At 63.5% G+C, this 13,291-nt stretch carries 9 protein-coding genes; 2 read left to right on the top strand and 7 right to left on the bottom strand.

Features of this window, described 5'->3' with window-relative positions; translation table 11 throughout:
- Positions 1-33: 33 nt before the first annotated feature.
- From ACI5KX_RS09875 to ACI5KX_RS09895, 5 genes are all read right to left on the bottom strand, one after another.
- Positions 34-1,527 carry a tetratricopeptide repeat protein gene (locus ACI5KX_RS09875; RefSeq protein WP_406810492.1) on the bottom strand — a complete coding sequence of 498 codons (1,494 nt, stop codon included), beginning with the start codon at positions 1,525-1,527 and terminating at the stop codon, positions 34-36.
- Positions 1,520-2,884 (bottom strand): PEP-CTERM-box response regulator transcription factor, encoded by a 1,365-nt coding sequence (gene prsR / locus ACI5KX_RS09880; protein ID WP_406810493.1) that lies wholly within the window; start codon positions 2,882-2,884, stop codon positions 1,520-1,522. The genes ACI5KX_RS09875 and prsR overlap by 8 nt, the downstream gene beginning before the upstream one ends.
- Positions 2,885-2,886: 2 nt before the next feature.
- Entirely contained in the window at positions 2,887-5,004 is a 2,118-nt protein-coding gene (gene prsK / locus ACI5KX_RS09885; protein ID WP_406810494.1) for an XrtA/PEP-CTERM system histidine kinase PrsK, read from the bottom strand.
- Complete coding sequence (locus ACI5KX_RS09890; protein ID WP_406810495.1) at positions 5,004-6,389, bottom strand: TIGR03013 family XrtA/PEP-CTERM system glycosyltransferase; 1,386 nt, start codon at positions 6,387-6,389, stop codon at positions 5,004-5,006. The genes prsK and ACI5KX_RS09890 overlap by 1 nt, the downstream gene beginning before the upstream one ends.
- A gap of 126 nt (positions 6,390-6,515) precedes the next feature.
- Entirely contained in the window at positions 6,516-7,859 is a 1,344-nt protein-coding gene (locus ACI5KX_RS09895) for a short-chain fatty acyl-CoA regulator family protein (protein WP_406810496.1), read from the bottom strand.
- Positions 7,860-8,011: 152 nt separating this feature from the next.
- Between ACI5KX_RS09895 and ACI5KX_RS09900 the strand changes: the two genes are divergently transcribed.
- Both ACI5KX_RS09900 and ACI5KX_RS09905 read left to right on the top strand, forming a co-directional pair.
- Complete coding sequence (locus ACI5KX_RS09900) at positions 8,012-9,610, top strand: isocitrate lyase (protein WP_406810497.1); 1,599 nt, start codon at positions 8,012-8,014, stop codon at positions 9,608-9,610.
- Positions 9,611-9,734: 124 nt separating this feature from the next.
- Positions 9,735-9,920, top strand: a complete 186-nt coding sequence (locus ACI5KX_RS09905; RefSeq protein WP_406810498.1) for a hypothetical protein — start codon at positions 9,735-9,737, stop codon at positions 9,918-9,920.
- Positions 9,921-10,057: 137 nt separating this feature from the next.
- Here ACI5KX_RS09905 and ACI5KX_RS09910 read toward each other — a convergent pair whose 3' ends face one another.
- Complete coding sequence (locus ACI5KX_RS09910) at positions 10,058-11,395, bottom strand: amidohydrolase (RefSeq protein ID WP_406810499.1); 1,338 nt, start codon at positions 11,393-11,395, stop codon at positions 10,058-10,060.
- A gap of 45 nt (positions 11,396-11,440) precedes the next feature.
- Positions 11,441-13,240 (bottom strand): SLC13 family permease, encoded by a 1,800-nt coding sequence (locus tag ACI5KX_RS09915; RefSeq protein ID WP_406810500.1) that lies wholly within the window; start codon positions 13,238-13,240, stop codon positions 11,441-11,443.
- Positions 13,241-13,291: the final 51 nt, after the last annotated feature.

Below are 13,291 nucleotides of genomic sequence, written 5' to 3' on the forward strand. Positions count from 1 at the left end.
CCGACTCGACCGGCCAATGTCGAGCGCTACGATCTAGCGCGGAGCGAAATCGCCCGGGCCAAGTTTCGCAAGAGCCGAAGCGAAGCGCGCAATCGAGGCTTCATCGTCGAGCGCGCGGGCTGATCGCAGCCGCAATTCCAGCACTTCGAGGTCATTGCCTGCGCCGATTTCGATCACATGATCGAGAAGAACTGCCACCCGGAGCCAGTCGTCATCTTCGGCGCTGCGCTGCGCCAGCATGATCAGAGCCTCTGCGTTGCGCGGCTCGGCGCGAAGTTGCCGGAGAAGCAGCGCATCGGCTGCAGCAGTATCGCCGCTCTGGCGAAACGCGTGGATCATCTTGCGCGACAGCGGCCACGGACGCCGGACTTCAGCAGCGCGGCCATAGAGGGACAGCGCGCCGCTTGGGTCGCCACGCCACAGCGCAGCATCGCCGGCGAGCGCGGCGATGTCGGACGATTCGGGGAATTGTCGCAGCAATTCGCCAGCATACCTCTCCGCCTCGCCCGGCGGCGCGGAATTGACGAATTGACGCATGGCAAAGGTCTGGTCGGGCAAGCCGTCGGGATTGCCATTGGGTGCGGGGAGAACCGCCGCTTCGCCGGTCTGGAATGCCAGAGCGCGCTCGATCAGGGGTGCCGCCATGGCGCGCTCCCCGAGCCGCTCATATGCGCGCCCCACGAGCATTGTGAGGTAGGGCGAGGCATCGGGGGCGGAGACACGAGCCGCGAACCGGTCGACGATTTCGCGGTCGCGGCCGCCCAGCCAGAGGGCGCGCGCGAGCAGGTCTCTCGCCACAGCATTGCCGGGTTGACGCTCAAGCAATCGCTCGAGCGAGGACGCAGCCGTATCGAACGTGCCCTGTTGCAGATCGGCCAGCGCATCGGCAACCAGCGCCGCCGGCACCCCGCGATCGACCATTCCGCTGCGCTTCAGCAGGCTGCTGGCGAGCACCGGTTCACCGGCCCGGAGCGCCAGCACGGCTTGCAGGTAGTGAACGCGCGGGTCGCTGGCATCGACTTCAGCCAGATCGCGCACCGCAGCCAGCATATCGCGATGACGCCCGAGATCGCCAAGCGTCGCGGCGTATTCTGCCAACAGGTCGGCGTCGCGCGGGTGCAGCGCCAGAGCCGCCTCGAACCAGCGGAGCGCCGCTTCCAGGCCATAGGCATCGCGCACCAATTGCGCCCGCAGCAGTAGGGCGGGCGCGAATTCCCGATCGAGCGAGAGCGCGAATTCCGACGCCTCCAGCGCCCCGGTGTGTTCGCCTCCGCGAAACCGGAGCCGGGCAATATCGACCCAAAGACCAGGATCGACCCGATCGGTTGCGAGCGCCGCATCGAACAGCCTGCCCGCCTCGGCGAGGTTGCCCTCCTCCATTTCGAGCCGCGCCTCCTCGACCAGCCGCTGCAATTCGGGTGGCCGCGATTGCGTAGTATCACCGGGCGTCTCGGTGTCTGCGCAGGCAATGAGCCCGAGCGCCAGTCCGAGGCAGGGACCGAGGCAGGCGCGCCGCCAATCAGGCATGCAGATCGTATTGCTTGAGCAGGTCGTACAGAGTCGGTCGGCTGATTCCGAGCAGCTTGGCGGTGCTCGAGATGTTGCCCTCGCTTCGCGCCAGCGCGTGGCGGATGACGCGGCGGTCGGCCTGCTCGCGCGCAGCCTTGAGGTTCAGCACCTCCGCGCTCTCTTCGTCATCGCCGTGGAAGTCCAAATCTTCGGCGCCGACCAGCTTGCCATCGGCCATGATGACAGCCCGCTTCACGCGGTTTTCGAGCTCGCGAACATTGCCCGGCCAGTCATGCGCGTCAATCGCGGTCAGCGCGTCCGGAGCAAACCCGGTCACCGCCGGGTTCATCTCCGCGGCAAAGCGCTTGAGGAATGCCTTGGCGAGCAGCACCGCGTCTCCGTGGCGTTCGGCGAGGCCGGGAATGCGCACGACGATCTCGGCTAGTCGGTAGAACAGGTCTTCGCGGAAGGTCCCGGCGCCGATCATCGCCTCGAGATCCTGATGGGTCGCGCAGACGATGCGGGTATCGACCGAAATGGTCTTGCGACCGCCGATACGCTCGATCGTGCGTTCCTGCAGGAAGCGAAGCAGCTTGACCTGCAGGGGCAGCGGGATGTCGCCCACTTCATCGAGGAACAGCGTCCCGCCGCTGGCGCTCTCGATCTTGCCCTCGGTGGTCTTGACCGCGCCGGTAAAGGCGCCCTTCTCATGCCCGAACAGCTCGCTTTCGAGGAGGTTTTCCGGGATTGCCGCGCAATTGATCGCGATGAAAGGCCCGTCGGCGCGATCGCTCGCATTGTGCAGCCCCTGCGCGAGAAGCTCCTTACCGGTGCCGCTCGCGCCGAGCAGCATGACCGATACGCTGGTGCTCGCGACCCGCTCGATCGTCCGGGCAACCTTGACCATTTCAGGAGCGCCCGTGATCAGGCGCCCCAGCACGGTCTTGTCCTCGCTCGCATGCGACGTCAGGCGGCGGTTTTCCTCCTCGATCTCGTAGAGGTTGAACGCCCGGCGCACGATCAGGCCGAGCGCTTCGATATCGACCGGTTTCTGGTAGAAATCGTAGGCTCCGCGCTCGATCGCCTGCAGCGCGCTTTCGCGCGCTCCGTGGCCGCTGGCGACGATCACCTTGGTATCGGGCTTCAGCTCCATGATCGCATCGAGCACGGCAAAGCCTTCGGTCGTGCCGTCGGGATCGGGTGGCAGTCCGAGATCGAGCGTCACAACGGAGGGCATCTCGCTGCGCAGTGCCGCAATCGCGCTGTCGCGGTCTCCCGCGATCACGACTTCGAAATCGTCATACGCCCATTTGAGCTGCGCCTGCAGCCCTTCGTCATCTTCGACGACAAGCAGCGTCGGTTTCTTCTCTGCCATTGCTATGCGACCTTGTTGCTGGGTAGATTGTTAGAGCTGCCACCGGATGCGAGACGATGGGTTTCGGTTAGCGGCAGGATCACGGCGAACCGCGTGCCCATGCCTTCGCGCGATTCGACCATTACGCGGCCGCCCATCGCCTTGACCATTTCCCGCGCCTCGAAGGCACCGATGCCGAAGCCGCCCTGTTTCGAAGAGACGAACGGCTTGAACAGGCCGGTGCGCACGAATTCGGGACTCATGCCGTGGCCCTCGTCGACCACTTCGATCCGTCCGTTGAGCCCCTCGCGAGTCGCCGCGATGTGAACCACGCCGCGCTCATCGCTCGCGTCGATCGCGTTCTGGATAAGGTGAACGAGCGCCTGTTCGAGACTGTCGCGGTCCGCCATCACCCGGACGCTTTCCGCCTGAGCGATGGCGACCGGGTGCACTGCAGTGAAACGCTCAGCCAGGTCGCGGGCGAGCGTGCCGAGATCGACTTCGACCAGCGTCTGCACCGGCCCGGCACCATAGCGCCCCAACCGTGCGAGCAGGGCCGAGAGCTTTTCCGAAGAACTGCGCAAGGTCACCAGCATGTCCGCGCGGAAATCGGGATTGTCGGCGTGCTTCTGGGCGTTGGCCGAAAGCAGCGAGAGCTGGCTCGCGAGGTTCTTGATGTCGTGCATGACGAAAGCCATGCGGCGGTTGAATTCGTCGAACCGGCTCGCATCCATCAGTGCCTGCTGTCCGGCCTGTTCGGACAGATAACTGGCGAGCTGCTGGCCGACGACCCGCAGGAGATCGAAATCCTCCCAGTCGAGCCGGCGTTCGATGCGCGGGCGGGCAAGCACTATAGCGCCCACCAAACGGTCGAAATGAAGCAGCGGCACCAGGGCCCAGACATCTTCGGCCTCGCTCAGCCAGGCGGGCACATGCGCCAGTTCTCCGTGATGCTCCACCCCGGCGCGGATCTCGTCGAGATCGATGATGAGCCCGTGCTTTTCGAGCAGTTCGGTCAGGCCGAATTCGCCCGCGACAGCCGGAACATCAATGGTCGGCCAATTCCAGCGTGCAGTCAGTTCAAGCTGCGCTTCCTCGTTGGAGACGAGCAGCAGTCCCGCAGGGCTTTCGGTGATGTCGGCGATCGCCTTGACGGCGCGCTCGTGGAAGGTCGGGCCTCCGCTAGACCCACGACCGATCGTGTGGGTGAAACGCAGCCATTCCTCGCGATAGTCGTAGCGGTGCTGGAACAGGTGCTTGCTGGCGGTTACCCGCAACCAACCGCGTGCCCGCTTGGAAGGGACAACGATCGCTACCGCGAGAATGCCGAATACGAGGAAAGCAACCTGCCCGGCCCGCGCAACATCGCCGCCGATCAGCGTAAGCGATCGGGTCACGATCACCATAACCAGCAAGTAGCCGCAGATCACCAGCAGCGAGAGCGTCTGGAAAGTGACGGCGCGCGAGGGCCGGAATTCGAGTCCCCTGCCCGCTTCGCTCGCCCCCAGGGCGAGAAGCGCGGCCATCAATCCTGCAAAGATGCCGCGCACAGCCAACAGAGCTGCGGGATAGTCGTTCAGCAGGTAAGCGACTGTGTAGAGGTTCAAATCGTAGGCGAAGATGCCCGCCAGCCCGATGCCGCTCCAGCGCAGCACCCGGCGCGATGCTGCCGCCGCACCGGCGTAAAGGTTGTGCAGGAGCACCAGCGCGCCGATCGCGACCAGCATGTTGAGGATCGCCGAGACTTCGAATGTCAGCGAGAGGATTTCAGGGCCGATACCGGGCCGGGCGTTGACGAACAGCAGGACCGGCTGGAACAACTGGACCAGGACCAACGCGATGATGACCGGGCGGATCGGCCGCAAGCTTTCGTCGCGCCCGTCGGCAGAAAAAAGCCGGAATATGACCCCGATAAGCGCAAGATTTCGACCGGTTTCGGAGAGCAATGTCTCGGGCTCGAAGGGGCCGAGCGTTGCGGCTAGCAAGCACCAGAGCGCCATCAGGAAGCAGGCTGCAAGCAGCACCGTGCGATCAGGCCGCGCACGATCCCCGGATCGCGCGATCCACAGCCCGGCGCCTGCGCTCAGCACCCCGCCCGCGACGTAGCAGGCAAGGCTCACGTAAAGGCCGATATCGCCCATCAGCGCGCTCCCTCCGGCCACAGGATCACCCGCACCGTCTGAAGCAGGATCACGAGATCGAGGAAAGGCGTGTAATTCTTCGCGTAATAAAGATCGTATTCGAGCTTCTTGCGGCTGTCCTCGTTGGAGGCACCATAAGGATAATTGATCTGCGCCCAGCCGGTGATTCCCGGCTTCACCATGTGGCGTTCGCCATAGAAGGGGATGTCTTCTTCGAGGCTTTCGACGAATTGCGGCACTTCAGGACGCGGGCCGACGAAACTCATCTGGCCCTTCAGCACGCTCCATGTTTGCGGCAGTTCGTCGATCCGCACCTTGCGGATGAAACGCCCGATGCGGGTGATGCGCGGATCGTTTTCCTCGGCCCACTTTGCGCCGTCCTTTTCCGCGTCGGTGCGCATCGAGCGCAGCTTGATGAGTTGGAAGGTTTCGCCGAACAGCCCGACGCGCTCCTGCCGGAAGAAGGCCGGACCCTTGCTGTCGAGTTTAACGAGCACGGCGAAGATCGCGATGATCGGGAATGTGAGCAGCAGCAGGATCAGGCTCGCGGCGATGTCGAACACGCGCTTGACCGCGCTCGAAAACATCCGGCTGCTGGAAAAGCCGTCGGAAAAGATCAGCCAGCTGGGATCGAGGGTGTCGAGATCGACGCGCCCCGTCTCGCGCTCGAGAAAGCTGGAAAAGTCGTTCACATGAACGCCCTTGGTCTTCATCCGCAGAAGGTCTTTCAAGGGCAGCGAGTTGCGGCGCTCCTGCAGAGCCAGCACGACTTCGCTCACCCCGAGGTTTTCCACGAACCGCCCAAGGTCGTGGATCGCCTCGCGCGGGATGGCTTCTTCGACGACGCGCTCGGGCTCGCTCATGGCGATGTAGGAGACGATGGCGAAGCCGCTTTCGGGCTTTTCGCCCAACTTTCGAAGGCGCTGAGCCCGATCCCCCGCCCCGAGCACAAGCACCCGGCGACGGAACGCCGACGATCCAAGAAAGCTGTTGAGCACCAGCCGGTCGACCACCAGGACGAGCACGGCAAAGCCCATCGCGTAGACCAGGGTCGAGCGCCAGAATGCGTCCGCCTGCAACAGGAAATCGATGAAGGCGAGAGCGATGATGCCGAGGCTGATCGCGACCAGCAGGCGGGCCCCGGCAAAGCGCAGCGAGCGTAGCGCATAGGGACCGTAGACCCCGACCGAAATCATCGCCAGCCAGACGATCGCGGCCGAACCGGCGAGCGCCAGCCAGCGTTCCGACAGCGTCCCTGCATCCATTCCGATCTGTGCAGACCGTACCTGCCAGGCGAGCTCACCCGCCAGGAACAGCAGCGCAAGATCGAGCAGGCCGAGAAGGATCACGGCATGCGGGATATAATGCTTGAACAGGCGGATCATGATTCGGCGGCTTTACCCACGGTGGTTTCCCGAGCGGGTTTTACGCGCCAGAGCTTAAGTGTCGGTAAACTTTACACCGCGTGCCGAGAGCCCCGAATATCGGTCGAGAGAGCGGTTAATCGGGCCTTAGGAACCGGCGTTTGCGGGCCCGGCCAAACGGGCTGGAGCGGGGGTCAGGCAGTCCGTGCGACCGCAGCGCGGGCAACCCACGCCGAGCGGCACCGCATCCTGCGGATCGAGCGAGATACCGCGCGCGTGCGCGAGCTCGCCGGCGAAGCGCGCCTCAATCCCCAGAACGACCGCTTTTCTCGAGCTGCAGGCAACGCCATCGACCTCGACCGTGCGGGCGATGGTGAACCAGTGCTTCGGCGCCGCCTCGCCTTCACCGAAGGTGACCGCCTGCGTCAGCAGCGCGCCGCGGTTCTCGAAAGCCGCATAGGGCACCCATGCCGGCCAGCGCGCGCCGTCGATCGGGTAGACCGCTCCGCTCGCACCGGCGGTGAAATGCACCATCCGGCCGGTTCGGCCAAAGCGTGCGCTGAAGAACGGCAGACCCCGCTCTCCGACGCGCTGAAGGCTCGTCAGGCGCTGGGCAATCTGGTCGAAACTCGATGCAAAGCGACGCTGGAGGATGTTTACATCGTAACCGGTCTGCTCGCAGGCGCGCAGGAACCGGCGATAGGGCATCAACAGCGCCGCTGCGGCATAATCGGTGACATGATCGCGAAACCCCTCGCGCGCCTCGCCGGAGGAGAGGTTCGCCCCCGCCACCAGCGTATCGATATCCTCGCGCAGTTCGAGCGCCGCGACCTGCCGCGCGATCTGGAACCGGCGCGCGGCACCCGGAAGCATTTCCGAAAGCTGCAATTGCCGCGCATGCAGGTCGAGCCGGTGGACGATCCCCGGCATGACTTCGGCGGGAAGCACCCGCACCGAAAGCTGGTGCTTCTGGCGCAAGCGATCGGCGAGTGCCGCGCCCGTATCTCCCTGAGACAGGCGCAGTTCGTCGGCCATGTCTTCGGCGGCATGATCGAGATCGGCAAAGTGGTTCTGCCAGCGCTCGACCGCCTGACGCGCCTGCTCGGCGGGATCCTCCGCACGCGAAGTGGTTTCTCCGGCTGTATCGTAGAGGCGGGCGAAGGCGGCGGCGGCCTGCGGGGCGGCCGCAAGGAATTCCTGCACTTCCTCGCGGTCGATGCCGAGATCGGCGAAACGCTTGTCCGACATGCGCCGCACCAGCCCGTCGATCCCGCCGATCGCTTCGTCTTCGCGCAAGGATCGCGGATCGAAATCGAAGCGTTCGATGACCTGCACCAGCACCCGCGCGGAAAGCGGACGCTGGTTGCGCTCTATCAGGTTGAGATAGCTGGGAGAAATCCCGAGCGAAGCGGCCATTGCAGCCTGCGTAAGCCCTTCACGCTTGCGCAGGCGTCGCAGCGAGGGTCCGGCGAGAAGGGAGCTGTCCGACATCTTCCGGCGTGTAAATTAATTTACATCCTTACACAAGGATTTCCGCATTCCGCGCGATACAGACAATAAATTCTGTAATTTTTCCTATCATGCTGCGCTGCACCAATGCAGATGGGTCGCACTACCTCCCCACCCTCTCACGGAGACCGGACATGACCTATCAGAACACTATCTCCCAGATGCAAGGCATCATCGAAGCGAACGGCCCGAGTTGGGCGGCGATCGATCCCGAATCGACTGCCCGCATGATGATCCAGAACCGCTTTCCGACCGGTCTCGATATCGCGAAATACACGGCGAAGATCATGCGCGCCGATATGGAAGCCTACGACGCGGATCCGGCGAAATACACCCAGTCGCTCGGTTGCTGGCACGGTTTCATCGCGCAGCAGAAGATGATTTCGATCAAGAAACACTTCGGCAGCACCAAACAGCGTTACCTCTACCTTTCCGGCTGGATGGTCGCCGCGCTCCGCAGCGATTTCGGACCGCTGCCCGACCAGTCGATGCACGAGAAGACCAGCGTTCCCGGACTGATCGAGGAACTTTACACCTTCCTGAAGCAGGCCGATGCGCGCGAGCTCGGCATGATGTTCCGCGATCTCGACAAGGCCCGCGATGCCGGTGACGAGATCAAGGCGCAGGATATCCAGAACCAGATCGACAATTACGAAACGCATGTCGTCCCGATCATCGCCGATATCGATGCAGGCTTCGGCAATGCCGAGGCGACCTATCTGCTCGCCAAGAAAATGATCGAAGCCGGGGCCTGCGCGCTGCAGATCGAGAACCAGGTGTCCGACGAAAAGCAGTGCGGCCACCAGGACGGCAAGGTCACCGTTCCGCACGAGGACTTCATCCAGAAGATCCGCGCCTGTCGCCACGCCTTTCTCGAACTGGGCGTCGAAGACGGCGTCATCGTCGCACGCACCGATTCGCTCGGCGCCGGCCTCACCAAGCAGATCGCCTACTCGAAGGAGCCCGGCGACCTTGGAGACCAGTACAACGCCTTCCTCGACTGCGAGGAAGTCGATCCGGCGAACATCACCAATGGCCAGGTCTTCATCAGCCGCAATGGCAAGCTGATGGCACCGAAGCGCCTGCCGTCGAACCTCTACCAGTTCCGCGCCGGTACGGGCGAAGATCGCTGTGTGCTCGATTGCATCACCTCGCTCCAGAACGGTGCGGACCTGCTTTGGATCGAGACCGAGAAGCCGCATGTCGAGCAGATCGCCGGAATGGTGGATCGCGTGCGCGAGGTCATCCCCAATGCGAAGCTGGTGTACAACAACTCGCCTTCGTTCAACTGGACGCTCAACTTCCGCCAGCAAGTCTATGATGCGTGGGCGGAAGCGGGCCAGGATGTTTCGGCCTACGATCGCGATCGTCTGATGGATGCAAGCTACGATAGCACCGAGCTTGCTACCGAAGCCGACGAGAAGATCCGCACCTTCCAGCGCGATGCCGCGGCGCGTGCAGGCATCTTCCACCACCTTATCACCCTGCCGACCTACCACACGGCAGCGCTCAGCACCGACAACCTCGCCCGCGAGTACTTCGGCGAACAGGCGATGCTCGGCTACGTCAAGAACGTCCAGCGTGAGGAGATCCGCCAGGGTATCGCCTGCGTGAAGCACCAGAACATGGCGGGCTCCGACATCGGCGACGACCACAAGGAGTACTTCGCCGGAGAAGCTGCGCTGAAGGCAGGCGGCAAGGACAACACCATGAACCAGTTCGAGGCTGCCTGACACGCCGACCGAACTCGACGATGGATTTCCGCAGGGCCGAACCCCCATCGGCCTTGCGGGAACCAACCAAGACCTCCATTAGCTTGGTCATCAGATAGCCCTTGCTGGACCACGGAGAGAGATAATGAGCGATACCGATACGCCGAAGACCGAACCATCGCGCGCCCGCGCACTGCTTTCGACGGCGGATATGAAGCTGCTGCGCCGCGCGCTGGAGAGCCACGCGCGCAACACCGAGGACCGCGACGAGCTTGCCAAGATCAACGCGCTACACCACCGGCTCGGGACCTACGTGCCCAGCTCCGACTGAGGCGCACGCGCCACCACCAGTTCTCCTGGGGAGGAGAATACGGCCGTCGTAACGGAGCGATCCGTTTCGGCGGCCGTCCTTTATTCTGCGTACCCCATCCGCGGTGCGATTTTCTCGCCCGCGCGACCGAGAAATTCTTATCCGCCGTTCTTGGGCATCAGATCGAGCGTGCTCGCAACCAGCGCTTCGGTCGCGGTTGCGATCACCGTTTCGGCATCGGGAGCCCAGAACGGCGAGTGCAGCGAAGGCAGCTCAACCTCGCCCGCCTGCGCCTTTTCCCACTGGTCCTGCGGGACCCCGCCAACCCAGAAAATCAGCGTCTGGACATTGTCCGGATCGGCGCGGCGGAACTGGCTGAAATCCTCGCCGCCCATCACCGGATCGGTCTCGATCACGCGCTCGCCGAACCTGCCTTTGAGCAAAGCTGCAACGTTCTCGGTGAGTTCGGGCGTGTTGTAGGTCGCGGGGGTGTACGGGTCCTTTACCGTCACGACCGGCAGCATGTCGCCTTCGAGCCCTGCCGCCATCGCTTCGGCTTTGGCAATCCGCTCGATCCCGGAAAGCAGTGCGTCGCGCGACTCGTCGCTGTAGCTGCGCACCGTCAGCTGCAGCCTTGCCTCGTCGGAGATAATGTTGTGCTTCGCCCCGGCCTGAAAGCTGCCGACCGTCACCACAGCGGGGTCGAGCGGGTTCTTTTCGCGGCTGACCAGCGTCTGCAAGCGCATCACGATCGAAGATGCGATCACGATCGGGTCCTTGGTCGTGTGCGGATAGGCACCATGCCCGCCAATGCCCTTCACGGTAATGTCGACGCTGTCGACATTGGCAAGCGCATAGCCCGAGGTGTAGCCGATCACACCGGCAGGCGCGGCGGCGGCATCGTGAAAGGCAAGCACATAATCGGGCTTCGGAAAACGCTCGTAGAGCCCGTCTTCGATCATCGCGATCGCGCCCAAACCGAGCTCCTCGGCGGGTTGCAGGATCATCACCAGCGTGCCCGACCACTCATCCTTGCTTTCGGCCAGCAGCTGCGCCGCACCGAGCCAGGCGGCCATGTGGGTATCGTGGCCGCAGGCGTGCATGATCCCGGTCTCGACCCCGCTCGCGGGCACGCCGCGGGCCTCGGAGGCGAAAGGCAAGCCGGTCTGCTCGACCACCGGCAGCCCGTCCATGTCGGCGCGCAGCATGACTGTCGGGCCCTCACCATTGCGCATGACCGCGACGACACCGGTCTGCCCGACGCCTTCGGTCACCTCGAAGCCCAGCGCGCGGGCCCTTGCTGCAAGCTTCTTCGCAGTCTCGAATTCCTGAAAGCTCAGTTCGGGATTGGCGTGGAGATCGCGATAGACTTCCATCAGCCCGGGCATGTCGGCCATGACTTCGGTCCGCAGATCGTCTGCGTGATTGTCCGCATGCGCCGGCGCGTCCATCACCATTGCCAGCGCCGCGCCAGCCGTCAGAACCCGTTTAAGCATAGTTGTGTGTCCCCGTATTCTTATGTCTTGTGAGAAGCCCGCGTTCTACAATCCGTACCACAGTGCCAGCAGCACCGAGAGTGTCGCCACCATCAGCAGCACCAGTGGAACGCCGGTGCGGACGTAGTCGGCGAAATCGTAATTGCCCTCCGCCATGATGAGCATGTTCGTCTGATACGCGATCGGCGTGGCATAACACAGGTTGCAGCCGAACAGCACGGCGAGCACCAGCGGTTCGGGCGGCAAGCCGAGTTGAGCCGCGATACTGAAAGCGATGGGCGTGCCGACCGTCGCCGCCGTCGCGTTCGAGGCAAAGTTGGTGAGCACGGTAACAAAAGCCATGATCGCCGCCAGCACCAGCGCAGGCGGCAAATAGCCGAGGCCCAGCGACAGCGCCTCGCCGAGCCACGCCGCAGCCCCGCTTTCGTCGATTACCCGCCCGATGGCGATACTGGCGGCGACCAGCACGATCACCTGCCCCGAAAGCGCCCGTCCGACGCGGTCGAATTTCACACAGCCGGTCACGAACATCAGGATCGCGCCCGCCAGCGCGGAGATTGCGATCGGGAATATGCCGATCGATGCGGTGAACACCGCGACCCCCATGATGGCGGCCGCGAGCACCGCCTTCGAACGGCGGGGCAATTCGCGCCCGCCTTCGAGCATCAACAGGCTGTCGGCTCGGGCGAAGGCCTGAAGGTCTTCGTTAAGGCCCATCACCAGCAGCACGTCGCCTTCCGTAATCCGCAGGTCGCCGCCTTCCGAATACTGGTCGCGCTCGCCGAGCAGGCGCTCGGGTCGATGGATGCCAAGCACGGCCACACCGTAGAGGTCGGCAATCCCCGAGGAAGGCAGCGTCCGCGTGATCAGGCGCGAATCCGCTGTCACCGTCATCTCGACGACCATGATGTCGGCATCCTGAGCCGCAGCATTTCGCTTGATCCGGTCGAGCACCCAATTGGGTGCAAGCTCGCCCTTTAACACTCGCACCGCATCCTCGAGCCCTTCGTGCGTGCCGGAAATATGCAGGCGTTGCTGGGCTTGGATCGGCCCCGCGCCATAGCCGTGAAACTCGATCGTCTTGGGCAGTTTATCGGTTATCTCGCCCACTTCCTTGCCGACGAGGTCGCTCTGTTCGGCGATCCGCAGACGCGTGTGGAAGCGCCGGACGTTCTCCTGAGTGTCGGTGCGGTTGTCCGCCAGCATGCGCGGCATCACCAGCCACATGTAAGGCAGCGCGATAAGCCCCGCGACCAGCACGATCGGGGTAAAATCGAACACTCCGATCTCGCGCATGCCGAGGTCGACCGCGATCGAAACCACGAGGATATTGGTCGAGGTACCGATGGTGGTCGCAAGGCCGCCTAGCAACGATGCGGAGTTGAGCGGCATCAGCGTCTTCGAGGTCGGCATCGCTCCCCGCTGCGCCAGCGCGGCGAAGATCGGGATCATCAGCACCAGTACCGGCGTGTTGTTGACGAACATCGACAGGAAAAATGCGATCAGCAGCGAGACCAGCAGACCGATCTGCAGGTTCATCCGGAATACGCTTTCGAGAATCCGCGCTGCGGGTTCGAGCGCTCCGGTTACGACCAGCCCCCTGCCCATCACCATGAGCGCGCAGATCGTAATCAGAGCGTAATGTCCGAAGCCACCGAAGGCGAGCGCCAGTCCGTCGATCGGACGGGTTCCTTCCAGCGGAAAGAAATACAGACCGACCGCGATCACCGCGATGGTCAGCAGCGAGACGATCTCGATCGACATCCGCCCGCGGACGAATCCCACGAACATCAGGATCGTGATCACCATAGCGGCGATAGCGTGATAGGAAGGAAGCTCGAGCATGATCCCGTTGAGGACGGGTCTCCCAACTAACGGTGCGAAGATCAAGAGATT

Source organism: Erythrobacter sp. GH1-10 (assembly GCF_045363165.1).
Lineage (GTDB): Bacteria > Pseudomonadota > Alphaproteobacteria > Sphingomonadales > Sphingomonadaceae > Erythrobacter.